This is a genomic window from Pseudomonas sp. LAIL14HWK12:I10 (assembly GCF_900184205.1).
In the GTDB taxonomy this organism is placed as follows: domain Bacteria; phylum Pseudomonadota; class Gammaproteobacteria; order Pseudomonadales; family Pseudomonadaceae; genus Aquipseudomonas; species Aquipseudomonas kermanshahensis.
The window spans coordinates 379,687-405,752 of the sequence record NZ_FXWU01000002.1; the positions used below are offsets into that span (position 1 = coordinate 379,687).

Below are 26,066 nucleotides of genomic sequence, written 5' to 3' on the forward strand. Positions count from 1 at the left end.
CGGTCGCTCACTACGAATTGAATGCCTGTCGAGGAAATCATGGCTAACGAAAACGAGATCACGTCCCCGGAAGACCAGGCCCTGGCCGACGAATGGGCGGCGGCGCTGGAAGAAACCGGTGATGCCGGCCAGGCCGATATCGACGCGCTGCTGGGCGGCGACACCGGCAACAGCGGCGCGGGCCGCCTGCCGATGGAAGAGTTCGCCAGCTCGCCGCGGCCTAACGAGAACGTCAGCCTCGAAGGCCCTAACCTGGACGTGATCCTGGACATTCCGGTGAACATTTCCATGGAAGTGGGCAGCACCGAGATCAACATCCGCAACCTGCTGCAGCTCAACCAGGGGTCGGTGATCGAGCTCGACCGCCTGGCCGGCGAGCCGCTCGACGTGCTGGTCAACGGCACGCTGATCGCCCATGGCGAAGTGGTGGTGGTCAACGAGAAGTTCGGCATCCGCCTGACCGACGTGATCAGCCCCAGCGAACGTATCAAGAAGCTGCGCTGAGTGAAGGGCACGATGCGCGCCGGCGCTGCTTTTGCCGGGCTGCTCGCCAGCCAGTGGGCCTGCGCGGCGGCCAACCCTGCGGCAACCACCGCTGCCGCGCCTGGCAGCCTGGGTGGGCAACTGGCGCAGATGGTCTTTGGCCTGCTGTTGGTGGTGGGCCTGATCTTCTTCCTGGCCTGGATGTTGCGCCGCATGCAAGGCGCGGCGGTCAAAGGTGGCCAGGTGATCGAGATCGTCGGCAGCCGGGCCATTGGCCCGCGTGACCGCCTGTTGCTGGTGCAGGTCGGCAAGGAGCAGATCCTGATCGGCCACACCCCAGGCAGTATCGAGGCCCTGCATGTGCTGGCCGAACCCGTCGAAGTGCCCGCAGCTGCCCGTCAGGCAGCGCCGGAGTTTGCCCAGCGGCTGATGGAGCTGATGGGCAAGGACCAGAAGGACAAGAAGTGATGACCGGCGTGCTGCGCATGATGTTGACCCTGGCGCTGCTGCTGGCCGCGCCATTGGCCCTGGCCGCCGACCCGCTGTCGATCCCGGCCATTACCCTGTCCAATGGGGCAGACGGGCAGCAGGAGTATTCGGTCAGCCTGCAGATCCTGCTGATCATGACGGCGCTGAGCTTTATCCCGGCGTTCGTCATCCTGATGACCAGCTTCACCCGCATCATCATTGTCTTCTCGATTTTGCGTCAGGCCCTGGGCCTGCAGCAGACGCCTTCGAACCAGATTCTGACCGGCATGGCGCTGTTTTTGACCATGTTCATCATGGCGCCGGTGTTCGACCGGGTGAACCAGGATGCGCTGCAGCCCTACCTGAAAGAGCAGATGACTGCCCAACAGGCCATCGACAAGGCCCAGGGGCCGCTCAAGGACTTCATGCTGGCGCAGACCCGGCAGAGCGACCTGGACTTGTTCATGCGCCTGTCAAAGCGCACCGACATCGAAGGCCCTGACCAGGTGCCACTGACCATCCTGGTGCCGGCCTTCGTCACGTCCGAGCTGAAGACCGCGTTCCAGATCGGCTTCATGATCTTCATCCCGTTCCTGATCATCGACATGGTGGTCGCCAGCGTGCTGATGGCCATGGGTATGATGATGCTGTCGCCGCTGATCATTTCGCTGCCGTTCAAGATCATGCTGTTCGTCCTGGTCGATGGCTGGGCGCTGATCATGGGCACACTGGCCAGTAGTTTCGGCGGCGTTTGACGCCGTCAAGGAGAGCCACGCATGACCCCTGAAGTTGCTGTCGACCTGTTCCGTGACGCGCTTTGGCTGACCACGCTGATGGTCGGCATCCTGGTGGTGCCGAGCCTGCTGGTGGGCCTGATGGTGGCGATGTTCCAGGCCGCCACGCAGATCAACGAACAGACCCTGAGCTTCTTGCCGCGTCTGCTGGTGATGCTGGTCACGCTGATCGTCGCGGGGCCTTGGCTGGTGCAGAAGTTCATGGAATACATCACCACGCTCTACACCAGCATCCCGCAGCTGATCGGTTGACACGGCCATGCTGGAGCTGACCAACGCACAGATCGGCACCTGGGTCGCCACCTTCATCCTGCCGTTGTTCCGGGTGACGGCAGTGCTGATGACCATGCCGATCTTCGGTACGCGCATGCTGCCGGCGCGGGTGCGCCTGTACGTGGCGGTGGCCATCACCGTGGTGATCGTCCCGGCGCTGCCGCCGTTGCCCGAGTTCGAGCCGTTGAGCCTGCAGGGCCTGCTGCTGTGTGGCGAGCAGATCATCGTTGGGGCGTTGTTCGGGTTCTCGTTGCAGCTGCTGTTCCAGGCCTTCGTCATCGCTGGCCAGATCGTCGCGGTGCAGATGGGCATGGCCTTCGCCTCGATGGTCGACCCGGCCAACGGCGTCAACGTCACGGTGATCAGCCAGTTCATGACCATGCTGGTCAGTGTGCTGTTCCTGCTGATGAACGGGCACCTGGTGGTCTTCGAAGTGCTGACCGAAAGCTTCACCACCTTGCCGGTGGGCAATGCGCTGATGGTCAGCCAGTTCTGGGAAATGGCCGGGCGCCTGGGTTGGGTGTTCGGTGCCGGGCTGTTGCTGATCTTGCCGGTGATTGCCGCGTTGCTGGTGGTGAACATCGCCTTTGGCGTGATGACGCGGGCGGCGCCACAGCTGAACATCTTCTCCATTGGCTTCCCGCTGACGCTGGTCATGGGCATGGGGATTTTCTGGGTCGGCCTGGCCGATATGCTTTCCCACTACCAGGCATTGGCCAGCGACGCGCTGCAATGGCTGCGTGATCTGGCAAGGGCGCGCTGAGCATGGCTGAAAGCGAGAGTGGTCAGGACAAGACAGAAGACCCCACCGACAAGCGCAAGCGCGATTCGCGCGAAAAAGGTGAGATCGCCCGCTCCAAGGAGCTGAACACGGTGGCGGTGACCCTGGCAGGCGCCGGCGGCCTGCTGATGTTCGGCGGCCACTTGGCCGAGACGCTGCTGAGCGTGATGCGCATGAACTTCAGCCTGACCCGGGACATGATCGTCGATGAACGCGCCATGGGCGCGTTTTTGCTGGCCTCGGGCAAGATGGCGATCTGGGCGGTGCAGCCCGTACTGATTCTGCTGTTCGTGATCTCGTTCGTTGCTCCGATCGCGTTGGGCGGTTTCCTGTTTTCCGGCAGCCTGCTGCAGCCCAAATTCAGCCGCATGAACCCGCTGTCGGGGATCAAGCGCATGTTCTCGATGCATGCCCTGACCGAGTTGCTGAAGGCCCTGGCCAAGTTTTTCGCGATCCTGATCGTGGCGGTGGTGGTGCTGGTCAGCGACCGCCAGGCGTTGCTGTCGATTGCCAATGAGCCGTTGGAGCAGGCGATCATTCACAGTGTCCAGGTGGTGGGGTGGAGTGCGCTGTGGATGTCGGCGGGGCTGCTGCTGATCGCGGCGGCGGACGTGCCGTTCCAGCTGTGGCAGACGCACAAGAAAATGAAGATGACCAAGCAGGAAGTGCGTGACGAGTACAAAGACTCGGAGGGCAAGCCTGAGGTCAAGCAGCGTATTCGCCAGCTGCAGCGCGAAGTGTCGCAGCGGCGCATGATGGCGGCGGTGCCGCAGGCGGACGTGATCATCACCAACCCCACGCACTATGCCGTGGCCCTGCAGTACGACCCGGAGAAGGGCGGGGCAGCGCCCTTGCTGCTGGCCAAGGGTACCGATTTCATGGCGTTGAAGATTCGCGAGATTGGTGTCGAGCACAAGATCCAGATCCTTGAATCGCCGGCCCTGGCGCGGGCGATCTATTACTCCACTGAGCTTGAACACGAGATCCCGGCGGGGTTGTACCTGGCGGTGGCGCAGGTGTTGGCGTATGTGTTCCAGATTCGTCAGTACCGGTCGGGCAAAGGCAAGCGGCCGGAGCCGTTGAAGGATGACCTGCCGATTCCGCCGGATTTGCGGCGTGATAGCTGATAGGTGCATGGCGATGGTCGTTCAGCGCCTGTGAGATCGAGCGCCGCCCGCGCGGCGCTCGATCTCAAACCCACCCAAAAACCCCAAGGCGAACACCCAAACAGCAAAGTTGGAAGGCTTCTTGCAGAGCCACGCCCAGGCGCCCCCTGGGCGTCAAAGTTTTGCATCAAGAGGACTCGCGGTGGATCGCACTCAGTTAATCAACAACGCACGCCACAACCTGGCCGGTCTCGGCCGGGGCAACCTGGGTGTGCCGCTGTTGCTGCTGGTGATGTTGGCAATGATGATGTTGCCGATACCGCCGTTCCTGCTCGACGTGTTCTTCACCTTCAACATCGCCCTGTCGATCGTGGTGCTGCTGGTCTGCGTCTACGCCCTGCGCCCACTCGACTTCGCCGCATTCCCCACCATCCTGCTGGTGGCGACGCTGCTGCGCCTGGCCCTGAACGTCGCCTCCACCCGCGTGGTCATGCTCCACGGCCAGGAGGGCCATGGCGCTGCGGGCAAGGTGATCCAGGCCTTCGGTGAAGTGGTCATCGGCGGCAACTACGTGGTCGGTGCGGTGGTGTTCGCCATCCTCATGATCATCAACTTCGTCGTGGTGACCAAGGGTGCCGGGCGTATTTCCGAGGTAAGCGCGCGCTTCACCCTCGATGCCATGCCCGGCAAACAGATGGCCATCGACGCCGACCTCAACGCCGGCTTGATCGACCAGGCCCAGGCCAAGGCCCGCCGCTCCGAGGTCGCGCAGGAGGCCGAGTTCTATGGCTCGATGGACGGTGCCAGCAAATTCGTGCGCGGCGACGCCATCGCCGGCCTGTTGATCCTGTTCATCAACCTCATCGGCGGCATGCTCATCGGCATGCTCCAGCACGGCATGCCGTTCAGCGAAGCCGGCAAGGTGTACGCCTTGTTGACCATCGGTGACGGTTTGGTGGCGCAATTGCCATCACTGCTGCTGTCCACCGCTGCGGCCATCATGGTCACCCGGGCTTCGGGCTCGGAAGACATGGGCAAGCTGATCAACCGGCAGATGTTCGACTCACCCAAGGCCCTGGCGGTCTCCGGTGCGCTGATGATTATCATGGGCCTGGTGCCGGGCATGCCGCATGTGGCCTTCCTCAGCCTGGGCCTGATGGCCGGTGGCGGTGCCTACCTGGTGTGGAAGAAACAGCAGCAGGTGAAGGTCAAGGCCCAGGAAGAGGCGCAGCGCCAGCAGGACCTGCTGCCCTCGCCACAGCGTGCGCTGGAAACCAAGGAGCTGGGCTGGGACGACGTCACCCCGATCGACATGATCGGCCTCGAGGTCGGCTACCGCTTGATCCCGCTGGTCGACCGCAACCAGGGCGGCCAGTTGCTGGCGCGGATCAAGGGCGTGCGCAAGAAGCTGTCCCAAGACCTGGGTTTCCTCATGCCCACCGTGCACATTCGCGACAACCTCGACCTGCAGCCCAGCGCCTACCGCCTCACGTTGATGGGGGTGATCCTGGCTGAGGCGGAGATTTACCCGGACCGCGAACTGGCGATCAACCCGGGCCAGGTATTTGGCACCCTCAACGGCATTGCCGCACGCGACCCGGCCTTTGGCCTGGAAGCGGTGTGGATCGACGTCGGCCAGCGCTCCCAGGCGCAGTCGCTGGGCTATACCGTGGTCGATGCCAGTACGGTGGTGGCCACGCACCTCAACCAGATCCTGCAAAAGCACTGTCACGAGCTGATCGGCCATGAGGAAGTGCAGCAATTGCTGCAAGTGTTGTCCAAGGCTTCGCCTAAACTGGCAGAAGAATTGGTGCCGGGTGTCATTTCCTTGTCGGGGCTGCTGAAGGTCCTGCAGGCATTGCTGTCCGAGCAAGTGCCGGTGCGCGATATCCGCAGCATCGCCGAGGCGATCGCCAACAACGCAGGCAAGAGTCAAGATACCGCCGCGCTGGTGGCCGTGGTGCGCGTCGGATTGTGTCGCGCCATCGTGCAAAGCATTGTCGGCGTTGAGTCTGAGCTGCCGGTGATCACCCTTGAACCGAGGTTGGAACAGATTTTGCTCAATAGTCTGCAAAGGGCCGGGCAGGGTCAGGAAGACGGTGTTCTTCTGGAGCCGAGCATGGCCGAAAAGCTGCAGCGTTCGCTGATTGACGCGGCCCAGCGCCAAGAGATGCAAGGCCAGCCGGCCATTCTCCTGGTCGCCGGCCCGATCCGCGCCATGCTGTCGCGCTTCGGTCGCCTGGCTGTACCGAATTTGCATGTTCTGGCGTATCAGGAAATACCTGACAACAAGCAAGTCACCATCGTTGCCACCGTGGGCCCTAACGGCTGAGGTAGTGGATAATGCAAGTTAAGCGATTTTTCGCCGCCGATATGCGTCAGGCCATGAAGCTGGTCCGGGATGAGCTTGGCTCCGATGCCGCCATCATCGGTAACCGCCGCATCGCCGGTGGTGTCGAATTGACGGCCGCGCTGGACTACAAATTGTCCGCCCTGGCCCCGCGCGTACCCAACGCCGAGCTTGAAGAAGAGCTGCGCAAGACCCACACGCGCATTGCCACGGCCCAGGCCGAACTGGACCAGCGCAGCGACACCAGCGACAACAACCGCCAATTGTTCGCCGGCCAGTCGCTGACGGCCTCCGAGCCGCTGGTCGAGCCGCACGTGGACGCCCCGGCACCTGCCGCTGCGCCAGCCCCGGCGCCGGTCGACCCGCGCCTGTTCGATGCCATGCGCTCGGAGCTGTCGGGCCTGCGCGAGCTGCTGGAAGTGCAGCTCGGCTCGCTGGCCTGGAGCCAGCTGCAAGGCAGCAAGCCGCAGCAGGCCAACCTCTGGCGCCGCCTGCAACGCATCGGCCTGTCCGGCCCGATTGCCCGTGAACTGCTCGACCTCACGACTGAGATCGAAGAGCCACGCCAGGCCTGGCGCATGCTGCTGGCGCACCTGGCGCGGATGATCGAAATCCCCGAGGTGGAGCCGATTGAAGAGGGCGGTGTGATCGCCATGGTCGGCCCGGCTGGCATGGGCAAGACCACCACCCTGGCCAAGCTGGCTGCGCGCTACGTGCTCAAGTACGGCGCCCCGCAGTTGGCGCTGGTGAGCATGGACAGCTTCCGCATCGGTGCCCAGGAGCAGCTCAAGACCCTGGGGCGCATCCTCAATGTGCCGGTGACCTACGTCGACCCGGGCCAGTCCCTGGCCCAGGCGCTGGAACCGCTGCTGCGTAAACGCGTGGTGCTGATCGATACCGCTGGCCTGCAGGCCAGCGACCCGGCCCTGCGCATGCAGCTGGAAACCCTGGCCAGCCGTGGCATCGCCGCGAAGAATTATCTGGTGCTGGCAACCACCAGCCAGAAGCAGGTGCTGACCGCCGCCTACCACAGCTACAAGCGCTGTGGCCTGGCCGGCTGTATCCTGACCAAACTCGACGAAACGGCAAGCCTCGGCGACGTGCTGAGCCTTGCCATCAGTCATGAATTGCCGGTGGCCTACCTGACCGATGGGCCGCGCATTCCCGATGATTTGCACTTGCCCCGGGCGCACCAGCTGGTCACCCGTGCGGTCAATGTGCAGCAGCAGGACGAGCCCAGCGAAGAGGCCATGGCCGATATGTTCGCTGATCTCTATCACAACCCACGGCGAGCGGGTTGATGATGAAGTGTGTGCAACGTAGCTATGCCAAGGGGCACGCAGAATTGCCTCACGTGTGGCCTGAGTCCCAGCGAGACAAGGTAAAAAACAGACATGGGTAGCATGCATCCCGTACAGGTGATCGCCGTGACCGGTGGCAAAGGTGGCGTCGGCAAGACTAACGTTTCAGTGAACCTGTCTCTGGCGCTGGCCGAGCTTGGCCGCAGGGTCATGTTGCTGGACGCCGACCTGGGCCTGGCCAATGTCGACGTATTGCTTGGCCTGACCCCCAAACGCACCCTGGCCGACGTTATTGAAGGGCGCTGTGAGCTGCGCGATGTGATGCTGCAAGGCCCCGGCGGTGTGCGCATCGTACCGGCGGCCTCCGGCACCCAGAGCATGGTGCACCTGGCGCCGGCCCAGCACGCTGGCCTGATCCAGGCGTTCAGCGACGTCGGCGACAACCTCGACGTGCTGGTGATCGACACCGCTGCGGGTATCGGTGACTCGGTGGTCAGCTTCGTTCGCGCGGCCCAGGAAGTGCTGCTGGTTGTGTGCGACGAACCCACCTCGATCACCGACGCCTACGCACTGATCAAACTGCTCAACCGTGACTACGGCATGAACCGCTTCCGGGTGCTGGCCAACATGGCGCAGAGCCCGCAAGAAGGGCGCAACCTGTTCGCCAAGTTGACCAAGGTCACCGATCGCTTCCTTGACGTTGCCCTGCAGTACGTGGGCGCCGTGCCGTACGACGAGTGCGTGCGCAAGGCAGTGCAGAAGCAGCGCGCGGTGTACGAGGCGTTCCCGCGTTCCAAGTGTGCGTTGGCCTTCAAGGCCATTGCGCAGAAGGTCGACAGCTGGCCGTTGCCGGCCAACCCGCGCGGGCATCTGGAATTCTTCGTCGAGCGTCTGGTGCAGCCCACCAGCGCAGGACCGGTACTATGAATGCGAGCGGCTTCAAGATGTACAGCAGGGCGTCGAAAGACGCCCAGTATGAGCTGATCGAACGCTACGCCCCGCTGGTCAAGCGCATCGCCTATCACCTGTTGGCGCGGCTGCCCGCCAACGTCCAGGTCGAAGACCTGATCCAGGCCGGCATGATCGGCCTGCTGGAAGTGGCCAACAAGTATGACGCCAGCAAGGGCGCCAGCTTCGAGACCTACGCCGGCATCCGCATCCGCGGCGCCATGCTCGACGAGGTGCGCAAGGGTGATTGGGCACCGCGGTCGGTGCACCGCAATACCCGCATGGTCAGTGATGCAATGCGCGCGGTTGAAGCAAGAACCGGTCGCGACGCTAAAGATCACGAGGTTGCTGCCGAACTCCAATTGAGTCTCGATGATTACTACGGGATTTTGAACGATACCCTGGGCAGCCGGCTGTTCAGCTTCGACGACCTGTTGCAGGATGGCGAGCACGAAGGCCTGCACGAAGACGGCGCCAGTGGCCAGGTGGAACCGGCGCGGGGCCTTGAAGACGAGCGCTTCCAGGCTGCCCTGACCGATGCGATCGCCAACCTGCCAGAGCGCGAGCGGCTGGTGCTGGCGCTGTACTACGACGAAGAGCTGAACCTCAAGGAAATCGGTGAAGTGCTGGGCGTCAGCGAGTCGCGGGTAAGCCAGTTGCACAGCCAGTGCGCCGCACGTTTGCGCAGCCGTCTGGGTGAGTGGCGGGCGCGCTGAACGCCAGCCGTTGCACTGAAGACGCTGCAGCCGTTTCACGTTGTGCCGAATTGAATGAATGCGTGCTCGGGGGCCGAGCGCGTTTGAGACTGCTTGGAGGTCTAATTGGACAAGAACATGAAAATCCTCATCGTTGACGACTTTTCGACGATGCGGCGGATCATCAAGAACCTGCTGCGTGATCTGGGCTTCACCAACACCGACGAAGCTGACGACGGCACCACTGCGTTGCCGATGCTGGAAAACGGCCACTACGACTTCCTGGTGACCGACTGGAACATGCCGGGCATGTCCGGTATCGACCTGCTGCGCAAAGTCCGCGCCAGCGAAAAGCTTAAAACCATGCCGGTACTGATGGTGACGGCCGAAGCCAAGCGCGACCAGATCATCGAAGCGGCCCAGGCCGGCGTCAATGGTTACGTGGTCAAGCCGTTCACCGCTCAGGTGCTCAAAGAAAAGATCGAGAAGATCTTCGAACGCGTCAACGGCTGAGTCACGTCAGGGGGCGCGCCATGGATTCATCACAAACGTCTTTGGGGGAGTTCGAATCGACCCTGAAGAAGCATGCCCAGGAGCTGGTAGAGAGCCTGGAGCGCGGGCGCTTCGGCGAGGCGGTGCAGCTGATTCATCAGCTGAACCAGACCCGCGATCGCGGCCTGTATCAGGAAGTCGGCAAGCTGACCCGTGAGCTGCACAGTGCGATCGTCAGTTTCCAGATCGACCCGCACATGCCGCAGGCCGAGGAGGTCTCGCAGATCACCGACGCCACCGAGCGCCTGTCCTATGTGGTCAAGCTGACCGAGGGTGCCGCTAACCGCACCATGGACCTGGTCGAGGAAAGCACGCCGGTGCTCAACGACCTGGCGGGTGAGGCCAAGGCCCTGAGCGTGGACTGGCAGCGCTTCATGCGCCGCGAAGTGGCCGCGCCGGAATTCCGTGACCTGGTCAAACGCGTCGACAGTTTCCTGACGCACAGCGCTGAAGGTAACCGCAAGGTCTCAGGCCACCTCAACGACATTCTGCTGGCTCAGGACTATCAAGACCTGACCGGGCAGGTGATCAAGCGGGTCACCGCGCTGGTCACCGAGGTGGAAAGCAACCTGCTCAAGCTCGTGCTGATGGCCAGTCAAGTCGACCGGTTTGCCGGTATCGAACATGACCACCAGCAGCTGCGTGCTGAAAAAGATCAAGAAAAACATCCGACTCGGGGTGAAGGTCCGCAGATTCATGCCGATAAGCGTGAAGACGTCGTGTCCGGTCAGGACGATGTCGATGATCTGCTGTCCAGTCTGGGTTTTTAAGGAGCACGTTTAATGAGCTTCGGCGCCGATGAAGAAATCCTTCAGGATTTCCTGGTAGAAGCCGGCGAAATTCTTGAGCAACTGTCCGAGCAACTGGTCGAGCTGGAAAGCCGACCGGATGATGCCGACCTGCTCAATGCCATTTTTCGCGGTTTCCACACTGTAAAAGGGGGCGCCGGCTTCCTCCAGCTCAACGAGCTGGTGGAGTGCTGCCATATCGCCGAGAACGTGTTCGACATCCTGCGCAAAGGTGAGCGCCGGGTCGACGCCGAATTGATGGACGTGGTGCTGGAGGCGCTGGACACGGTCAACAGCATGTTTGGCCAGGTCCGCGAGCGCAGCGAGGTCATCCCCGCTACCCCAGAACTGCTGGCGGCGTTGTCGCGCCTGGCCGAGCCTGCTGCTGCCGACGCGGTCGCAGCGCCTGCGGCTGCAGCCGAGCCGGTCGCCGCGGCGCCTGCCGAAGAGCCAGACATCACCGACAGCGAATTCGAGCAGCTGCTCGACTCGCTCGACGCGGTCAAGGCCCAGGCCGCTGCCGATGAGCAGATGCAAGGCGAAACCGTCAGCAGCGCCGGTGACGAAATCACCGACGCCGAATTCGAATCGTTGCTCGACCAGTTGCATGGTAAAGGCCAGTTCAGCGCCGAAGTCGCCGCTGAGCCTGTGGCCAGCGCTGCGGCCCCGGTCAGCGATGAAATCACCGATGAAGAGTTCGAGTCGCTGCTCGACCAGTTGCACGGCAAGGGCACCTTCCAGGCCGATGCCTTGCCGGCCGCCAATGCGCCAGCAGCGGCAGCGCCGCAAAGCGTTGCAGCGGCCAGCGCAACGAGTGACGAGATCAGCGAGCACGAGTTCGAAGCCTTGCTCGATGAGTTGCACGGCAAGGGCAAGTTCTCGGGTGACGCGGTCGCGGTCGAAGCGCCTGTCGCCGCCAAGGTCGAGAGCAAGCCGGTGGCCAAACCGGCACCTGCTCCAGCCGCCGCCCCAGCAGCTGCCAGCAAGCCCGCACCTGCGCCTCGCGCGCCGGCCCCAGCGGCAGAAAAACATGCGGTCAGCGAGGCGGAAACCACCGTGCGCGTCGACACTGCGCGCCTGGACGAGATCATGAACATGGTCGGCGAACTGGTGCTGGTGCGTAACCGCCTGGTGCGCCTGGGCTTGAACAGCGGTGACGAGGCCATGTCCAAGGCCGTGTCGAACCTCGACGTGGTCACCGCCGACCTGCAGACCGCGGTCATGAAGACCCGCATGCAGCCGATCAAGAAAGTCTTCGGCCGCTTCCCGCGCCTGGTTCGCGACCTGGCCCGCCAGCTCAAGAAAGAGATCAACCTGGAGCTGGTCGGTGAAGAAACCGACCTCGACAAGAACTTGGTCGAGGCCCTGGCCGACCCGTTGGTGCACTTGGTGCGCAACGCCGTCGACCATGGCGTCGAGATGCCCGACGAGCGTGAAGCCACCGGCAAGGCGCGTACGGGGCGGGTGGTGCTGTCGGCTGAACAGGAAGGCGACCATATCCTGTTGTCGATCTCTGATGACGGCAAGGGCATGGACCCCAACATCCTGCGCGCCAAGGCCGTGGAGAAGGGCCTGATGGACAAGGACGCCGCCGAGCGTCTGAGCGAGTCGGACTGCTACAACCTGATCTTCGCCCCGGGCTTCTCGACCAAGACCGAGATCTCTGACGTGTCTGGCCGTGGTGTCGGCATGGACGTGGTGAAGACCAAGATTTCCCAGCTCAATGGCTCGATCAACATCTACTCGGCCAAGGGCCAGGGTTCGAAGATCGTCATCAAGGTGCCGCTGACCCTGGCGATCATGCCGACCTTGATGGTGATGCTGGGCAACCAGGCCTTCGCCTTCCCGCTGGTGAACGTCAACGAGATCTTCCACCTCGACCTCTCGCGTACCAACGTGGTCGATGGCCAGGAAGTGGTGATCGTGCGCGACAAGGCATTGCCGCTGTTCTACCTCAAGCGCTGGCTGGTCCAGGGCCAGGTGCACGAAGAGCAGCACGAGGGCCATGTGGTGATCCTGTCGGTCGGCACCCAACGCATCGGCTTTGTCGTCGATCAACTGGTGGGCCAGGAAGAAGTGGTAATCAAGCCGCTGGGCAAGATGCTGCAGGGCACGCCGGGCATGTCCGGGGCCACGATCACCGGCGACGGTCGCATCGCGTTGATCCTCGACGTTCCGAGCATGCTCAAGCGTTACGCCGCGCGGCGTATTTGATTTCGGTGGCGCGCCCTGGCGGGTTGCGCCGCCTAATGGAGTGTTTATGGCAGTCAAGGTCCTGGTGGTGGATGATTCCGGTTTCTTCCGCCGCCGTGTCTCGGAAATCCTCTCGGCGGACCCGACGATCCAGGTAGTGGGTACCGCGACCAATGGCAAGGAAGCAATCGACCAGGCGCTGGCGCTCAAGCCCGATGTCATCACCATGGACTACGAAATGCCCATGATGGACGGCATCACCGCAGTGCGGCACATCATGCAGCGCTGCCCGACGCCGGTGTTGATGTTCTCTTCGCTGACCCATGAAGGCGCCCGGGTGACCCTCGACGCGCTGGATGCCGGTGCGGTGGATTACCTGCCGAAAAACTTCGAAGACATCTCGCGCAACCCCGAGAAGGTCAAGCAGATGCTGTGCGAAAAGGTGCATACCCTGTCGCGCAGCAACCGTCGTTTCGGCAGTTACAACCCAGCACCTGCTGCTGCGCCGGTCACTACCAGCAGCAGCCATGCGCCGACCAGCAGCTTCGCAAGCCCGGCCACGGCCCCGGCGCGCACGGCACCGCCGGTACGCACCCCGGCCGCAGCGCCCGCGGCACATGCCCCGGCACCCAAGCGCAAACCTTACAAGCTGGTGGCCATTGGTACGTCCACGGGCGGCCCGGTGGCGCTGCAGCGGGTGCTGACGCAACTGCCCGCCAACTTCCCGGCGCCGATCGTGCTGATCCAGCACATGCCGGCGGCTTTCACCAAGGCGTTTGCCGAACGCCTGGACAAGCTGTGCAAGATCAGCGTGAAGGAAGCCGAGGACGGTGACCTGTTGCGCCCAGGCCTGGCGCTGCTGGCCCCGGGTGGCAAGCAGATGATGATCGACGGCCGTGGCACGGTGAAGATCCTGCCGGGTGACGAGCGCCTGAACTACAAGCCGTGCGTGGACATCACCTTCGGCTCGGCGGCCAAGTCTTACGGCGACAAGGTGCTGTCGGTGGTGCTCACCGGCATGGGCGCCGACGGCCGTGAAGGCGCGCGCCTGCTCAAGCAGGGCGGCAGTACCGTGTGGGCCCAGGATGAAGCCAGCTGCGTGATCTATGGCATGCCCATGGCCATCGTCAAGGCCAACCTGGCCGACGCGGTGTACAGCCTGGACGAGATCGGCAAGCACCTGGTCGAGGCCTGCGTCTGATGGACGTGCTAAGCCTGATCGGCCTGATCCTGGCGTTTGTCGCGATTGTCGGCGGCAACTTCCTCGAAGGCGGGCACGTGGGTGCGCTGATCAATGGCCCGGCGGGCTTGATCGTGCTGGGCGGCACCTTGGCGGCGGCGCTGTTGCAGTCGCCGCTGTCGGCCTTCAAGCGTGCCTTGCAGATTTTGCGCTGGATCCTGTTCCCGCCCCGGGTCGACCTGGCAGGCGGTATCGACCGGGTGGTGAACTGGAGCCTGACGGCGCGCAAAGAGGGCCTGCTGGGCCTGGAAGGGGTGGCTGATGCCGAGCCCGACCCCTATGCGCGCAAGGGCCTGCAGTTGCTGGTCGACGGTGCCGAGCCTGAAGCCATCCGCAGCATTCTTGAAGTCGACTTCCTGACCCAGGAGGGCCGTGACATCCAGGCCGCCAAGGTGTTCGAGAGCATGGGCGGCTACGCCCCGACCATCGGCATCATCGGCGCGGTCATGGGCCTGATCCATGTGATGGGCAACCTGGCCGACCCGTCGCAGCTGGGTAACGGCATCGCCGTGGCGTTCGTCGCCACCATCTACGGCGTGGCCAGCGCCAACCTGATCCTGTTGCCGATCGCCAACAAGCTCAAGGCTATCGTCATGCGCCAGTCGCGTTACCGCGAGATGCTGCTTGAGGGCCTGCTGTCGATTGCCGAGGGTGAAAACCCGCGCTCGATTGAGCTGAAGCTGCAAGGCTTCATGGAGTAACCATGCGCCGCCGTCGTCATACCGAGGAACACGAGAATCACGAGCGCTGGCTGGTGTCGTACGCCGACTTCATCACCTTGCTGTTCGCGTTTTTCGTGGTCATGTACTCGATTTCCTCGATCAACGAGGGCAAGTACAAGGTCATTTCGCAGGCCTTGCTCGGGGTGTTCAACGACCCCGAGCGGAGCATGAAGCCGATCCCCATCGGTGATGAGCAGCCGCTGAGCGTGCGCCCGGCCGAGCCTTTGGTCAGGGACAGCGAGCAGACCGAAGCGGGCCTGGCGCAGACCAACGTCGACCCGCTGAAGACCATCAGCGATGACGTGCGCGACGCCTTTGGCGACCTGATCAAGACCGACCAGATGACCGTGCGCGGCAATGAGCTGTGGATTGAAATCGAGCTCAGTTCCTCGCTGTTGTTCGGCAGCGGTGATGCCATGCCCAGCGACAAGGCCTTCGACATCATCGAAAAGGTGGCGAACATCCTCAAACCGTTCGCCAACCCGGTGCATGTCGAAGGCTTTACCGACAACCTGCCGATTCGCACCGCGCAGTACCCGACCAACTGGGAGCTGTCGTCGGCGCGGGCGGCCAGCATCGTCCGCCTGCTGGCCATGGAAGGGGTCAACCCGGCGCGCATGGCCTCGGTGGGCTATGGCGAGTATCAGCCGGTCGCCAGCAACGACAGTGCCGAAGGCCGTGCGCGCAACCGCCGCGTGGTGCTGGTGATTTCGCGCAACCTCGAAGTGCGCCGCAGCCTGACTGGCACAGGTAGCGCCAATGCCACGCCGGATGCGGCGTTGCGCCGTGCTGGCACACAAAGTGCACCGGCAACGCCAGCAATGGGGACGGGGCAATAACTCGTCAATTCTCTGTCACCGCGTACCCTGTGGGAGCCGGCTTGCCGGCGATGCAGGCAACGCGGTGTGTGGCACCGGCTTTGCCGGTGATCGCCGGCAAGCCGGCTCCCACAGGGTATCAGCGTCATCATGAGTCAAGAGTTGTCCTATGAGAGTCTGGGCAGTAGCCAATCAAAAAGGTGGCGTCGGCAAGACCACCACGACCATCGCCCTGGCTGGCCTGCTGGCTGAGGCGGGCAAGCGCGTGGTCGTCGTCGACCTCGACCCGCATGGGTCGATGACCAGTTATTTCGGGCACAACCCCGATGCGCTGGAACACAGCTGCTATGACCTGTTCCTGCACCAAGGCAGCGTGCCCGAGGGCTTGCCGGGGCAATTGCTGCTGCCGACGAGCGACGAGCGTATTTCGCTGTTGCCATCGAGCACTGCGCTGGCGGTGCTGGAGCGCCAGTCGCCGGGCAAGAACGGCCTGGGGCTGGTGATCGCCAAGAGTCTGGCGCAGCTGTGGCAAGACTTCGACTTTGCCTTGATCGACAGCCCGCCCTTGCTCGGCGTGCTGATGGTCAACGCCCTGGCCGCGAGCCAGCAGCTGGTGATCCCAGTGCAGACCGAATTCCTCGCGGTCAAGGGCCTGGAACGCATGGTTGGGACCCTGGCCATGGTCAACCGTTCGCGTAAACAGGCCTTGCCTTACCAGATCGTGCCGACCCTGTTCGACCGCCGTACCCAGGCCTCCCTGGGCACGCTCAAACTGCTGCGTGACACCTATGGGCAGCATGTCTGGCAGGGTTACATCCCGGTCGACACGCGCTTGCGCGATGCCAGCCGCAAGGGCGTGACGCCTTCGCAGTTCGATGGCAAGAGCCGTGGGCTGATTGCCTACCGGGCGCTGCTCAAGCATTTACTGACCTACAAAACCGCAGTGCAGGTGGCCTGATGACGCAGACACGGCAAACCAGCACGCGGCCGCAGATGGCCCTGCAATCCTACCTCGATGGCTTGTTGCAAGAGGCCACCGAGGCCGACGACCTGCTCGAGCTGCCGACAGCACCGGAGGACTTCGCCGACGCGGTGCGCGAGGAGCAGGCGCGTGATGCACGCCAGCCTGCCCAGGCCACCCTCGCGGCGCCCCGGCCCTTTGCCGAGCCGCGGTTACAAGTACTGCCCAGCGTGCTGCCGGTGGAAGAACCGGTGGTGGCGGTGGTCGAGCAGCAGGTAGTGGCCGAGGCCAGCATCCCGGTGCTGATCGAAGCGCCCGCGGTAGAACCGGCGGTGCCGGTGGTGGATGTGCACCTGCCTGCGCCGAACCTGCCGGTGCCGCCAGCAAGCATCGATGGCCGCCCGGCCTGGGCAGCGGAGCCGTTCGAGTGCCTGCTGTTCGACGTCGCCGGGCTGACCCTGGCGGTGCCCTTGGTGTGCCTGGGCTCGATCTACAACCTGGCCGGCCAGGAGCTGACGCCGCTGTTCGGCCAACCGGACTGGTTTCTTGGCATCCTGACCTGCCAGGCCGGCAACCTGAAGGTCCTCGACACCGCGCGTTGGGTAATGCCCGACCGCTACCGCGACGATTTTCGCCAGGGCCTGCAGTATGTGATTTCGGTCCAGGGCTATGAATGGGGGCTGGCCGTGCACCAGGTCAGCCGTTCCCTGCGCCTGGACCCGTCCGAGATCAAGTGGCGCAGCCAGCGTGGCCAGCGCCCCTGGTTGGCCGGCACGGTGATCGAACACATGTGTGCCTTGCTTGACGTCGCCGAACTGGCCGAGCTGATCGCCAGCGGCGCAGTCAAGCAGATGCACGCCAAACACAAATGACACCGAACACACCGCCTAGCGCGGATTTTGAGGGGTAGGGGAATGAAAAAGTCGTCCGCACAAGGTTCCGAAGATCCGATCCTGCAATGGGTAACCTTCCGTCTGGACAACGAGTCCTACGGGATCAATGTCATGCAGGTGCAGGAAGTGCTGCGCTACACCGAGATCGCCCCGGTACCGGGCGCGCCGAGCTATGTGCTGGGCATCATCAACCTGCGTGGCAACGTGGTGACGGTGATCGACACCCGCCAGCGTTTTGGCCTGATGCCGACCGAGGTGACCGACAACACCCGTATCGTCATCATCGAGGCGGACAAGCAAGTGGTCGGCATCCTGGTCGACAGTGTTGCCGAGGTGGTCTACCTGCGTCAGTCCGAGATCGAGACGGCGCCGAACGTGGGTAACGAAGAATCGGCCAAGTTCATCCAGGGCGTGTGCAACAAGAACGGCGAGCTGCTGATCCTGGTGGAACTGGACAAGATGATGACCGAGGAAGAGTGGTCCGAGCTTGAGAACATCTGAGTTGATCCTTGAGGTTGCTGTCATCTTCCTGGCGCTGCTTTGGGCGCTGGGTGTGTGGATGTTCCTCAACCACACCAAGCGCCAGCGCGAGCTGGCGGCGCAACAGGCTGCGGGCGATGCGCTGCGTGATCAGCGTATCAAGGACCTGGCCAAGCGCCTGGACGACTACCAGAACGGTACCGTGCGCATGGGTGAGGCTATCCAAGACGTGCGCGAGACGTTGGCCACCTTGCCGGATCGGCTGGAGCGGCTGGAGCAGCGTGACCCCAGCAGCGTCACCTTCAGCCAGGCGGCCAAGCTGGTCGGCATGGGGGCGAGCGTGTCCGAGCTGACCGAGACCTGCGGCCTGACCCAGGCCGAGGCGGAGTTGATGAGCAAGTTGCACCGTACCGAGTGAGCTGAATCCTTGGGGCCGCTGTGCGGCCCTTCGCAGCACAAGGCTGCTCCTACAGAATGTGCGGTGGTCCTTGGGGCCGCTGTGCGGCCCTTCGCAGCACAAGGCTGCTCCTACAGGTACAGCGCCATTTTGTAGGAGCAGCCTTGTGCTGCGAAGGGCTGCACAGCAGCCCCAATGGCTCACACCTCAGGTGGTAGACCAGGAATGCATGCCACCCACCTTGGCCAGGCGATTGAGCGGCAAGCGGTCACGCCAGACCAGGCGCAAGGCCTCCAGGTCGACGTACAGGAAGCTGTTGATACGCGGCATCGTGTACAGGTTGTACAGCTGACGAATCAGGTACAGGTCGGGCAGCAAGCGGTCGGTCACGGCGCTGAGCATCGCCGGGCCGGTGATGTGGCTGAGGCGTTTGGCGTACGCATAGAACCCTCGCGGGTCGCTGGCCAAGGTCGGCCGCGCCCGGTAGAAGTCCGGGTCGGCAAGAAAACGCGCCTGCATCTCTTCCGATATCGCCAGCAAGGTCGGGTTGCCGGCATGGCTGCCGATCATGCTGTTGTTGTACAGGGTGTTCATGCCCAGTTTCTGGTTGGACATGGGCGGATGCAGGAGCAACCCGTCATCCGTGGTTGCCAGCACCACATCATCGATCGCCGCGTGTGCGCCTTGGCCCAGTAGTTCGTCATCGACGTCCATGTACAGCCCACCTTCGGCGTGCAGCATCGGGTAGCGCAATACGTCCGAGGCGGAGGCGAAGTTGCTTGCCACGCCATCATTGCCCTCGATGGCCGCTTGGTAATGACCGAAGTACTGGCTCTGCTCGAAGGCTTTGAAAAAGGCCTGGTCCTCCAATGGCAGTACTTGCAGCCCCGGCACGTTCCTGGCCAGTTCATCGACGTTGTGCGCATAGGCCTGGGGGTTTGCCTTGGAGAGGTACAGCCGGTACTGGTACGGGCCTTCCTCCAGGCGCCGGGCATTGCCAGCCAACGTCTCAAGCAGCTCGGGGCCAAGTGTCTTGTCGCCTACCCACAGCGATGTAATCCGTTGCGGGATGGGGCGAGCGCCGGCGGGAAATGGGCTGGGTAGCTGCACAGGCAGTTGCAGGTCGATACCCAGGCCACGCAGTGATGCCATGCGCATCGGGTCGGTGACGGCCCGGCCTTCGGGGTTGGCTAGGCGCATGTTGCCGGTGAGCGGTTCGGCTTCGAAGTAGGTCGGGTCTACCTCATTGGTGCCTTCCTCAGTGATGAACAGGTCGGCCTGCATGTCATAAACCAATTCAAGCTCTTCCGGGTAATCCGGCGTCTCCTCGTAATAGCTGATCATACGATCGGTATCGCCGTTGTACCGCGGGTAGCGCCGTATAGAGTTGGCCACTGCAGCATCGCCGTCCGGCAATGGCGCGATGGGGGTAGGGCGGTGGAAGTAGGGCGCGACATCCACCGGGGGCAAATGCGGTGGGTCGGAAGGGCTCAGCGGGTAACCCCACTGCTCGTTCACCCGGCGCGGGGCGACGAAGCCGTCCTGCTCGAAACGCAGCAGGCCCTTGCCTTTGGCCACCGCTTCCAGTGCCAGCGGCGTTGCATTGAGCAGGCCGTAGGTGATGTTGCCGATGCCGTCGAGCTTGTCGTGCAGGGTCTTGCCATTGATGGCTTGGTCCAGGCCCAGGCCCAGTTGCACGATACCGCCCAGCGCCAGCAAGGGCGCCAGGCCAGGCACCACGAAGGTCAGCGGCGCCAGCAGGTTGAGCGTGCTATTGAGGTAGCTGCGCCATTTGCGTTTGCTGATCTCGCTGTTGCTGGTGATGATGAAATCGGCGTCGTCGTAGCAGCGCTGCCGCTGACGCAGGGCCATGGCCTGGAACAGGTCGCCGGTGATGCGCGGGTTGTACTTGCCGGGGCGGTAGTTGACATAGGTGCGCGGGGGCCAGGTGCCGTCGTCGTTGAAAAAGCCATGTTCCGGTGGCAGGCGATGGCTGCGTGGGTATTCGCCCAAGCCTTCAAGCGCGGTGTCCAGGCCGCTGAAGTCGATACCCTGGGGGCCATCGGCCAAGCGAAAGTGTTGCTTGAGCGCCTGGCGCCGGGTGGCGTCCTTGCACTGTTGGCCGACCCAATCCTTCAACAGAGCTTCGCTGGCGAATTCCAGCAGGGGCGAGCTGTTGCCGGGTACATAGAGCAAAGTCAGGTCGCTGTGGCTGTCGTTGATGTACAGCAGGTCCGTGGATGCGTAGCCGTAAATGCTCAGGGTGCTCAGGCGCAGGCCCTTGCCGCGTGGGATGACATCGGCCGCGCGCCAGGCCAGTTGGCGCGCGGCGTCGCTGAGGCTGCCGTCGCCGATCTGCTTGTTGCAGGCAGCAAGGAAGTTGAGTTTGCAGCACAGGCGGTAGCTGGGCAGTTGGTCGTGCCAGTAAGCGTCGAGCGACGCCTTGTAGCGGGTGTGGAAGTCCAGTGCCTCGATGTGACGCTGCAGGGCTTCGGCGCGCACGTTCAGTAGCGTCGAGTGGTCGTAGCGGGCAGGTTCGGTACGCTTGAACAGGCCGTTGAACACCTCATACCAGGCCCCGTTGTCGACGTGCGGTTGTACTGGGAGGTGCTCGACACAGGTGATTGGGCCGTCTTCGGGCAGCCTGCCGGCCCAGGGGGCTTTGAACAGGCCGCCGAAAAAGTCGTTGTTGGATTCACCTTGCCAGTTCATCAGTACGGCTTGCGTCAGGTTCACACGCTGCACTACCTGTGCCTGGTACTGGGTGGCTCCGGCCGGGTGTATGTGCAGCGTCACCACCTCGACCTGGTCGGGGTCCAGGTGCACGCCTTGTGTCGCCAGCCAGTCCTGGATGGCCTGCTTGGCGTCGCGGTCGGGTCGGGGCAGGGTGGCGAGGTGATTGCGTACGTACTGCACGCCAGCCGCGTTGATGTGGGTGGTCGGCATGTCGGTCTCCGTGGCTCGGGAAAAACCACAGGATCGACCGACAGGGCCAGGGTGCGACGGTAGATAATGCTTGCCGGGCGGTTCAGCCCGCTTGGCCGGTCAGGCGCGGCAACAGCTCGGTGACGTCACGCTCGGGTTTGGCGGAATCGTCAAAGCCTGGCGGCACCTTGCCGCGCAGTTGCCAGGCAAAGGCAATGATCTCTGCGATGGTCAGGTACAGCGCCTCGGGTATCTGATCGCCTAGCTCCAGCCGGGCCAGCAGGCGCACCAGCTCGGCGTTTTCGTAGATCGGCACCTCGTGTTGGCGGGCCAGGGCGAGGATGGCTTCGGCCAAGGTATCGTCGCCCTTGGCGCTGAGGGTGGGTGCCTGTTGGCCGTCGTAGCTCAGGGCAATGGCCTGACGGGGTGGGTTGAGGCTCATGCGTTTTCGTCCACCCAGCGTTGTTCGACCCGCGTGCGGGGGCCTTGAGGGGGGATGCCGGGGTGGCATTCCAGGTCGCCGACGTCCAGGCCGCGGGCCAGCAGGCGCTCGCGCAGGGTGCCGAGCTGGCTGTCGATCAGCCGTGCGGTGGGTTCACGTTCTGCCCACAGCTGGCCATTCAAGCGGCCCTGGCTCAACTGGGCCTGGACTTGCAGCGGGCCAAGCGGCGCGAGGTCAAAGGCCAGCTCGATGCGCCACAGGGCCTGCAGCGGGTCTTGCGATGCCTGCTGGCGGTCGGCTTGCTGCTGCGGCGTTTCCTCGCGTTGCAGCTTGACCTGCAGCGGGATGAACTCCTGGCCATGGCGAATGGGGACTTCGGTCTGCCAGGTGGTTTGCAGGTTGCCGTTTTCAAGCGTGCCAGTTTGTTGCAGGCTGCTCATGGCGTGGCTTTGCAGGCGCGAGACAGCCGCCGCGGCCAGGCGCAGCAGTTGTTGCAGGTCACCTTCGTCTTCCATGGCCTTGAGCAGCCGTGAGGGCAGCGGAAACGCCCCAGGCTGGGGTTTCGGGCTGACTCGGTCGAGCATGCCCAGCGCCCCGCGGGCCAAGGCCGGCATTGTCAGGGCCAAGGTGCTGGGGGCTAGGGCTGGTGCGCCGGGTGTGGTGACCGAGGCCTGGGTCACCAACCTGAGCAGGTGCGCCTTGAGGTCGGTCGCGACGCTTGCTGGCAGGCCGCCCAGCAGCTTTGCCTCGAGGAAGGCGCCGCTGTTGTTCAGGGCCTGGGCGACGGCCTTGGCATCACCGAGCTGGCGCGCGTCCGGCAGGCCGGCGAGCACGCGGTCGGCGGTCGCGCGCAGATCGCCGTCGGCGCCGGGGTCGCGGGCGAGCCGTTGCAATGCGCTGAGCAGGCCCGGTAACGAGGCCTGACGGTTTTGCTGGGTGAGCAGTTGCTGGGCAATGCTGAGCTGGTCTTGCCTGCCACTGAGTGGCACGAATTGCAGCGACTGGTCGCCTTGCACCCGCGCGCTGAGCAGGCTGCCCACCGGCAGCGGGCGTGGGCTGTCGATGGTCAGGGTGGCGCCGGCCTGGGCACTGTTTAGCAGGCTGACCAGCGAACGGTAACCGGCGGCCTGGCCCTGCGCTTGAAGGATGGGCTGGTTGGTCAGGACCTTGCCTTGCAGCAGGGTGCCGACCGGTACCTTGGCCGTGTCCAGGCGGGCGAGGGCGGCGATGTTGCTGGTGCTGGCCTGTTGCAACAAGATGGCCAGGCGATTGCCTTCGGTTTGACTGACCGTGACCTGGCTGCCCGGGGGCAGGGGCTGGCTGGCGCTGGCTTGCAGCTGGGTCTGGGCGCCGTTGGCCTGCATCAGCCGCAGCACGAGCTGGAATTCCCGGCCCAGCTGGCGCATCGACAACACCTCGGCCTGCGCCGTTTCGCCCGGGGCCAGCAAGCCGGGTTGCGCTTGCGTGAGGCGCAGCAGTTCGCCGGTCATGCCCGCCTTGATGGCCTGGGCGCTGATCGCGGTTTGTGCGCCGAGACTATTGATTTCAGTCATGATTGTATACAACCTGTCGAACCCGCCCTCTTGGCAGCGAGGCCGTGCATGTAATAATGCCGCCCGTCCGCCACTGCCACTGTAACGGCAGGGAGGGGGGCGACTTGAGACACTGGGTTCAAGATCGGCGACTGGTCTTGAACCCTACACAGATAAGGCGAAACCGTGACCCTTCACCTCCAAGCCGCGGGCCTGGCCTGCGAGCGCGACTGGCGCCTGCTGTTCGAGCACCTGGATTTCGAGCTGCGGCCCGGCGACATGCTGCAGATCAGTGGCCCCAACGGCAGCGGCAAGACGAGCTTGTTGCGCCTGCTGGCCGGGTTGATGCAGCCGACTGCCGGGCAGATTCTGCTCGGTGGCCAGCCGTTGGCCGAACAGCGCCATGCCCTGGCCAGCATCCTGCTGTGGATTGGCCATGCTGCGGGGATCAAGGACCTGCTCACCGCCGAGGAGAACCTCACCTGGCTCTGTGCTTTGCACCAACCTGCCAGCGCCGAGGCAATCTGGGCGGCGCTGGCGGCGGTCGGCCTGCGCGGTTTCGAAGACGTGCCTTGCCATACCTTGTCCGCCGGCCAGCAGCGCCGTGTGGCCCTGGCCCGCTTGTACCTCGAAAGCCCCCCCTTGTGGATTCTCGACGAGCCGTTCACCGCCCTCGACAAACAAGGCGTGGCGCAGCTCGAAGCGCACCTGGCGGCGCATTGCGAGCAGGGCGGCACGGTGGTGCTGACCACCCACCACAGCCTCGAACGCAAACCGTCGGGCTACCGTGAACTGAACCTGGGGCAATGGGCGGCATGAGCGTATTCATCCTGTTGTTGCGTCGCGAAGCGCGCCTGTTGTTCCGCCGCCCGGCCGAGCTGGCCAACCCGCTGGTGTTCTTCGCCATCGTCGTGGCCCTGTTCCCGCTGGCGGTCGGCCCTGAGAGCCAATTGTTGCAAACCTTGTCGCCGGGCCTGGTGTGGGTGGCGGCCTTGCTGGCCGTGCTGCTGTCGCTGGACGGCCTGTTCCGCAGCGATTTCGAGGATGGCTCGCTGGAGCAATGGGTGCTGTCGCCGCATCCGCTGGCGCTACTGGTATTGGCCAAGGTGCTGGCGCACTGGATCTTTTCCGGCCTGGCGCTGGTATTGTTGGCGCCACTGCTGGCACTGATGTTGGGGCTGCCGAGCCATTGCCTGCCGGTGCTGCTCGCCTCGTTGCTGCTGGGTACGCCCGTGCTGAGCCTGTTGGGCGCGGTGGGGGCGGCGCTGACGGTCGGTCTTAAACGCGGTGGTCTGCTGCTGGCATTGCTGATTCTGCCGTTGTATATCCCTGTATTGATCCTGGGCAGTGGTGCGTTGCAGGCGGCGTTGCAGAATATGCCAGCCACCGGCCATCTGCTCTGGCTTGCCAGCCTCACGGCCCTGGCGGTGACACTGGCACCCTTTGCGATAGCGGCCGGCCTGAAGATCAGCGTCGGCGAATAACGAGTCCTGGGCTCTCAAGCCTGGCTAATACCCTGGATGTACCCTGATGAAAATGAGTTGGACGTGGTTCCACAAGCTCGGTTCCCCCAAATGGTTCTATGCCATCAGCGGCCGTATGTTGCCGTGGCTGGCCATTGCCTCCCTTGCGCTGCTGCTGGTGGGCATCACCTGGGGCCTGGCATTCGCGCCCCAGGACTACCAGCAGGGCAACAGTTTCCGCATCATCTACATCCATGTGCCGGCGGCGATGCTGGCGCAGTCCTGCTACGTGCTGCTGGCGGTGGCCGGGGTGGTGGGGCTGGTGTGGAAGATGAAACTGGCCGACGTCGCCCTGCAGTGCGCAGCGCCGATCGGCGCCTGGATGACCGCCGTGGCGCTGGTCACCGGTGCCATCTGGGGCAAGCCGACCTGGGGCAGCTGGTGGGTGTGGGATGCCCGCCTTACGTCGATGTTGATTCTGCTGTTCCTGTACTTCGGCATCATTGCGCTGGGCCAGGCAATCAGTAATCGTGACAGCGCGGCCAAGGCCTGTGCGGTGCTGGCGATTGTCGGTGTGATCAACATCCCGATCATCAAGTACTCGGTGGAGTGGTGGAACACCCTGCACCAGGGCGCCACGTTCACCCTGACCGAAAAACCCGCGATGCCTGCCGAAATGTGGTTGCCGCTGCTGTGCACGGCGCTGGGTTTCTACTGTTTCTTCGGCGTGGTGCTGTTGATGCGCATGCGCCTTGAAGTGCTCAAGCGTGAGGCACGCGCCAGTTGGGTCAAGGAGGAAGTATTGAACAGCCTGGGGCGGAGGGCCGCACGATGAGTTTTGCCTCGTTCGGTGATTTTCTCGCCATGGGCCACCATGGCCTGTACGTGTGGACGGCCTATGGCATCTGCCTGGCGGTGCTGGCGCTGAATGTCGCCGCGCCGCTGATGGCCCGCCGTCGCTACCTGCAAGAAGAGGCGCGCCGTTTGCGCCGGGAGAACAACCAGTGAATCCGCAGCGCAAGAAACGCCTGTTGCTCATCGTCGGCCTGTTGGTCGGTGTCGGGGTTGCCGTCGGCTTTGCCCTGAGCGCCTTGCAGCAGAACATCAACCTGTTCTACACCCCCACTCAGATCGCCAACGGCGAGGCGCCGCAGGATACCCGTATCCGTGCCGGTGGCATGGTCGAAAAAGGCTCGGTGCAGCGTTCGGCCGACTCGCTCGACGTGCGCTTCGTGGTCACCGACTTCAACAAGTCGGTGCCGATCACCTACCGCGGCATCCTCCCCGACCTGTTCCGCGAAGGGCAGGGCATCGTTGCCCTGGGCAAGCTCAATGCCGAGGGCGTGGTGGTGGCCGATGAAGTGCTGGCCAAGCATGACGAAAAATACATGCCGCCCGAGGTCACCAAGGCCCTGAAAGAAAGCGGCCAAGCCGCCGCCGGCGCGGGGGCCAAACCATGAA

28 protein-coding genes are annotated in these 26,066 nt (G+C 63.6%); 25 read left to right on the plus strand and 3 right to left on the minus strand.

Features of this window, described 5'->3' with window-relative positions:
- The first annotated feature begins 39 nt into the window (after positions 1–39).
- The 20 genes from fliN to QOS90_RS05785 all read left to right on the plus strand — a co-directional run bounded on the left by fliN (position 40) and on the right by QOS90_RS05785 (position 18,264).
- Complete coding sequence (gene fliN / locus QOS90_RS05690; protein WP_027593021.1) at positions 40–504, plus strand: flagellar motor switch protein FliN; 465 nt, start codon at positions 40–42, stop codon at positions 502–504.
- A 12-nt stretch (positions 505–516) separates the two neighbouring features.
- Positions 517–951, plus strand: coding sequence for a flagellar biosynthetic protein FliO (gene fliO, locus QOS90_RS05695; RefSeq protein WP_033693999.1), 435 nt, complete (start codon positions 517–519; stop codon positions 949–951).
- Positions 951–1,706 carry a flagellar type III secretion system pore protein FliP gene (fliP, locus tag QOS90_RS05700; RefSeq protein ID WP_027593019.1) on the plus strand — a complete coding sequence of 252 codons (756 nt, stop codon included), beginning with the start codon at positions 951–953 and terminating at the stop codon, positions 1,704–1,706. Before fliO ends, fliP begins: the two co-directional genes overlap by 1 nt.
- 21 nt (positions 1,707–1,727) lie before the next feature.
- The gene (gene fliQ / locus QOS90_RS05705) at positions 1,728–1,997 is read left to right on the plus strand and encodes a flagellar biosynthesis protein FliQ (protein ID WP_027593018.1); all 270 of its coding nucleotides are present in this window, start codon (positions 1,728–1,730) and stop codon (positions 1,995–1,997) included.
- Positions 1,998–2,004: 7 nt separating this feature from the next.
- The gene (gene fliR, locus QOS90_RS05710; protein WP_027593017.1) at positions 2,005–2,781 is read left to right on the plus strand and encodes a flagellar biosynthetic protein FliR; all 777 of its coding nucleotides are present in this window, start codon (positions 2,005–2,007) and stop codon (positions 2,779–2,781) included.
- A gap of 2 nt (positions 2,782–2,783) precedes the next feature.
- The gene (flhB, locus tag QOS90_RS05715) at positions 2,784–3,926 is read left to right on the plus strand and encodes a flagellar biosynthesis protein FlhB (protein ID WP_027593016.1); all 1,143 of its coding nucleotides are present in this window, start codon (positions 2,784–2,786) and stop codon (positions 3,924–3,926) included.
- A 181-nt stretch (positions 3,927–4,107) separates the two neighbouring features.
- Positions 4,108–6,237 (plus strand): flagellar biosynthesis protein FlhA, encoded by a 2,130-nt coding sequence (gene flhA, locus QOS90_RS05720; RefSeq protein ID WP_027593015.1) that lies wholly within the window; start codon positions 4,108–4,110, stop codon positions 6,235–6,237.
- 11 nt (positions 6,238–6,248) lie between these two features.
- Positions 6,249–7,556, plus strand: coding sequence for a flagellar biosynthesis GTPase FlhF (gene flhF, locus QOS90_RS05725; RefSeq protein WP_027593014.1), 1,308 nt, complete (start codon positions 6,249–6,251; stop codon positions 7,554–7,556).
- 93 nt (positions 7,557–7,649) lie between these two features.
- Positions 7,650–8,483, plus strand: coding sequence for a flagellar synthesis regulator FleN (gene fleN / locus QOS90_RS05730; RefSeq protein WP_027593013.1), 834 nt, complete (start codon positions 7,650–7,652; stop codon positions 8,481–8,483).
- A complete protein-coding gene (gene fliA / locus QOS90_RS05735; RefSeq protein ID WP_027593012.1) occupies positions 8,480–9,220 on the plus strand; it encodes an RNA polymerase sigma factor FliA in 741 nt (246 codons plus the stop codon). Before fleN ends, fliA begins: the two co-directional genes overlap by 4 nt.
- 117 nt (positions 9,221–9,337) lie before the next feature.
- Complete coding sequence (locus QOS90_RS05740) at positions 9,338–9,712, plus strand: chemotaxis response regulator CheY (RefSeq protein WP_077068541.1); 375 nt, start codon at positions 9,338–9,340, stop codon at positions 9,710–9,712.
- Between the two features lie 20 nt (positions 9,713–9,732).
- Positions 9,733–10,521 carry a protein phosphatase CheZ gene (locus QOS90_RS05745; protein ID WP_027593010.1) on the plus strand — a complete coding sequence of 263 codons (789 nt, stop codon included), beginning with the start codon at positions 9,733–9,735 and terminating at the stop codon, positions 10,519–10,521.
- A gap of 12 nt (positions 10,522–10,533) precedes the next feature.
- On the plus strand, positions 10,534–12,753 hold the full coding sequence (locus QOS90_RS05750) for a chemotaxis protein CheA (protein WP_027593009.1): 2,220 nt from the start codon (positions 10,534–10,536) through the stop codon (positions 12,751–12,753).
- 46 nt (positions 12,754–12,799) lie between these two features.
- Complete coding sequence (locus QOS90_RS05755; RefSeq protein ID WP_027593008.1) at positions 12,800–13,933, plus strand: protein-glutamate methylesterase/protein-glutamine glutaminase; 1,134 nt, start codon at positions 12,800–12,802, stop codon at positions 13,931–13,933.
- Positions 13,933–14,673, plus strand: a complete 741-nt coding sequence (locus QOS90_RS05760; protein ID WP_027593007.1) for a flagellar motor protein — start codon at positions 13,933–13,935, stop codon at positions 14,671–14,673. Before QOS90_RS05755 ends, QOS90_RS05760 begins: the two co-directional genes overlap by 1 nt.
- A 2-nt stretch (positions 14,674–14,675) precedes the next feature.
- Positions 14,676–15,533, plus strand: coding sequence for a flagellar motor protein MotD (motD, locus tag QOS90_RS05765; RefSeq protein ID WP_027593006.1), 858 nt, complete (start codon positions 14,676–14,678; stop codon positions 15,531–15,533).
- 148 nt (positions 15,534–15,681) lie between these two features.
- Positions 15,682–16,470: a ParA family protein gene (locus QOS90_RS05770; protein ID WP_027593005.1), complete on the plus strand. Its 789-nt coding sequence runs from the start codon at positions 15,682–15,684 to the stop codon at positions 16,468–16,470.
- The gene (locus tag QOS90_RS05775; RefSeq protein ID WP_085272507.1) at positions 16,470–17,345 is read left to right on the plus strand and encodes a CheW domain-containing protein; all 876 of its coding nucleotides are present in this window, start codon (positions 16,470–16,472) and stop codon (positions 17,343–17,345) included. Before QOS90_RS05770 ends, QOS90_RS05775 begins: the two co-directional genes overlap by 1 nt.
- Before the next feature lie 42 nt (positions 17,346–17,387).
- Positions 17,388–17,867, plus strand: a complete 480-nt coding sequence (locus QOS90_RS05780) for a chemotaxis protein CheW (protein WP_003254393.1) — start codon at positions 17,388–17,390, stop codon at positions 17,865–17,867.
- 1 nt (position 17,868) lies between these two features.
- Entirely contained in the window at positions 17,869–18,264 is a 396-nt protein-coding gene (locus tag QOS90_RS05785) for a DUF2802 domain-containing protein (protein WP_027593003.1), read from the plus strand.
- A gap of 186 nt (positions 18,265–18,450) precedes the next feature.
- Here QOS90_RS05785 and QOS90_RS05790 read toward each other — a convergent pair whose 3' ends face one another.
- From QOS90_RS05790 to fliK, 3 genes are all read right to left on the minus strand, one after another.
- On the minus strand, positions 18,451–21,189 hold the full coding sequence (locus QOS90_RS05790; RefSeq protein ID WP_085272508.1) for a dermonecrotic toxin domain-containing protein: 2,739 nt from the start codon (positions 21,187–21,189) through the stop codon (positions 18,451–18,453).
- A gap of 82 nt (positions 21,190–21,271) precedes the next feature.
- Positions 21,272–21,610, minus strand: coding sequence for an EscU/YscU/HrcU family type III secretion system export apparatus switch protein (locus QOS90_RS05795; RefSeq protein WP_085272509.1), 339 nt, complete (start codon positions 21,608–21,610; stop codon positions 21,272–21,274).
- A complete protein-coding gene (fliK, locus tag QOS90_RS05800) occupies positions 21,607–23,163 on the minus strand; it encodes a flagellar hook-length control protein FliK (RefSeq protein ID WP_085272510.1) in 1,557 nt (518 codons plus the stop codon). The genes QOS90_RS05795 and fliK overlap by 4 nt, the downstream gene beginning before the upstream one ends.
- A 165-nt stretch (positions 23,164–23,328) precedes the next feature.
- Here fliK and ccmA point away from each other — a divergent pair, with 165 nt between their 5' ends.
- The 5 genes from ccmA to ccmE are packed head-to-tail and all read left to right on the plus strand — an operon-like array spanning position 23,329 to position 26,065.
- Positions 23,329–23,961, plus strand: a complete 633-nt coding sequence (gene ccmA, locus QOS90_RS05805) for a cytochrome c biogenesis heme-transporting ATPase CcmA (RefSeq protein WP_027592999.1) — start codon at positions 23,329–23,331, stop codon at positions 23,959–23,961.
- On the plus strand, positions 23,949–24,626 hold the full coding sequence (ccmB, locus tag QOS90_RS05810) for a heme exporter protein CcmB (protein ID WP_371097214.1): 678 nt from the start codon (positions 23,949–23,951) through the stop codon (positions 24,624–24,626). The genes ccmA and ccmB overlap by 13 nt, the downstream gene beginning before the upstream one ends.
- A gap of 46 nt (positions 24,627–24,672) precedes the next feature.
- Entirely contained in the window at positions 24,673–25,440 is a 768-nt protein-coding gene (locus QOS90_RS05815; protein WP_027592997.1) for a heme ABC transporter permease, read from the plus strand.
- Positions 25,437–25,613: a heme exporter protein CcmD gene (gene ccmD / locus QOS90_RS05820; RefSeq protein WP_027592996.1), complete on the plus strand. Its 177-nt coding sequence runs from the start codon at positions 25,437–25,439 to the stop codon at positions 25,611–25,613. The genes QOS90_RS05815 and ccmD overlap by 4 nt, the downstream gene beginning before the upstream one ends.
- On the plus strand, positions 25,610–26,065 hold the full coding sequence (gene ccmE, locus QOS90_RS05825; protein ID WP_027592995.1) for a cytochrome c maturation protein CcmE: 456 nt from the start codon (positions 25,610–25,612) through the stop codon (positions 26,063–26,065). The genes ccmD and ccmE overlap by 4 nt, the downstream gene beginning before the upstream one ends.
- The last annotated feature ends 1 nt before the right edge of the window (position 26,066 follow it).

What these genes read in the sequence shown, in the direction of transcription:
- fliN (WP_027593021.1), top strand. Translation starts at nt 40, where the DNA reads ATGGCTAACGAAAACGAGATCACGTCCCCGGAAGACCAGGCCCTGGCC.
- fliO (WP_033693999.1), top strand. Translation starts at nt 517, where the DNA reads ATGCGCGCCGGCGCTGCTTTTGCCGGGCTGCTCGCCAGCCAGTGGGCC.
- fliP (WP_027593019.1), top strand. Translation starts at nt 951, where the DNA reads ATGACCGGCGTGCTGCGCATGATGTTGACCCTGGCGCTGCTGCTGGCC.
- fliQ (WP_027593018.1), top strand. Translation starts at nt 1,728, where the DNA reads ATGACCCCTGAAGTTGCTGTCGACCTGTTCCGTGACGCGCTTTGGCTG.
- fliR (WP_027593017.1), top strand. Translation starts at nt 2,005, where the DNA reads ATGCTGGAGCTGACCAACGCACAGATCGGCACCTGGGTCGCCACCTTC.
- flhB (WP_027593016.1), top strand. Translation starts at nt 2,784, where the DNA reads ATGGCTGAAAGCGAGAGTGGTCAGGACAAGACAGAAGACCCCACCGAC.
- flhF (WP_027593014.1), top strand. Translation starts at nt 6,249, where the DNA reads ATGCAAGTTAAGCGATTTTTCGCCGCCGATATGCGTCAGGCCATGAAG.
- fleN (WP_027593013.1), top strand. Translation starts at nt 7,650, where the DNA reads ATGGGTAGCATGCATCCCGTACAGGTGATCGCCGTGACCGGTGGCAAA.
- fliA (WP_027593012.1), top strand. Translation starts at nt 8,480, where the DNA reads ATGAATGCGAGCGGCTTCAAGATGTACAGCAGGGCGTCGAAAGACGCC.
- QOS90_RS05740 (WP_077068541.1), top strand. Translation starts at nt 9,338, where the DNA reads ATGAAAATCCTCATCGTTGACGACTTTTCGACGATGCGGCGGATCATC.
- QOS90_RS05745 (WP_027593010.1), top strand. Translation starts at nt 9,733, where the DNA reads ATGGATTCATCACAAACGTCTTTGGGGGAGTTCGAATCGACCCTGAAG.
- QOS90_RS05750 (WP_027593009.1), top strand. Translation starts at nt 10,534, where the DNA reads ATGAGCTTCGGCGCCGATGAAGAAATCCTTCAGGATTTCCTGGTAGAA.
- QOS90_RS05755 (WP_027593008.1), top strand. Translation starts at nt 12,800, where the DNA reads ATGGCAGTCAAGGTCCTGGTGGTGGATGATTCCGGTTTCTTCCGCCGC.
- QOS90_RS05760 (WP_027593007.1), top strand. Translation starts at nt 13,933, where the DNA reads ATGGACGTGCTAAGCCTGATCGGCCTGATCCTGGCGTTTGTCGCGATT.
- motD (WP_027593006.1), top strand. Translation starts at nt 14,676, where the DNA reads ATGCGCCGCCGTCGTCATACCGAGGAACACGAGAATCACGAGCGCTGG.
- QOS90_RS05770 (WP_027593005.1), top strand. Translation starts at nt 15,682, where the DNA reads ATGAGAGTCTGGGCAGTAGCCAATCAAAAAGGTGGCGTCGGCAAGACC.
- QOS90_RS05775 (WP_085272507.1), top strand. Translation starts at nt 16,470, where the DNA reads ATGACGCAGACACGGCAAACCAGCACGCGGCCGCAGATGGCCCTGCAA.
- QOS90_RS05780 (WP_003254393.1), top strand. Translation starts at nt 17,388, where the DNA reads ATGAAAAAGTCGTCCGCACAAGGTTCCGAAGATCCGATCCTGCAATGG.
- QOS90_RS05790 (WP_085272508.1), bottom strand. Translation starts at nt 21,189, where the DNA reads ATGCCGACCACCCACATCAACGCGGCTGGCGTGCAGTACGTACGCAAT.
- QOS90_RS05795 (WP_085272509.1), bottom strand. Translation starts at nt 21,610, where the DNA reads ATGAGCCTCAACCCACCCCGTCAGGCCATTGCCCTGAGCTACGACGGC.
- fliK (WP_085272510.1), bottom strand. Translation starts at nt 23,163, where the DNA reads ATGACTGAAATCAATAGTCTCGGCGCACAAACCGCGATCAGCGCCCAG.
- ccmB (WP_371097214.1), top strand. Translation starts at nt 23,949, where the DNA reads ATGGGCGGCATGAGCGTATTCATCCTGTTGTTGCGTCGCGAAGCGCGC.
- QOS90_RS05815 (WP_027592997.1), top strand. Translation starts at nt 24,673, where the DNA reads ATGAAAATGAGTTGGACGTGGTTCCACAAGCTCGGTTCCCCCAAATGG.
- ccmD (WP_027592996.1), top strand. Translation starts at nt 25,437, where the DNA reads ATGAGTTTTGCCTCGTTCGGTGATTTTCTCGCCATGGGCCACCATGGC.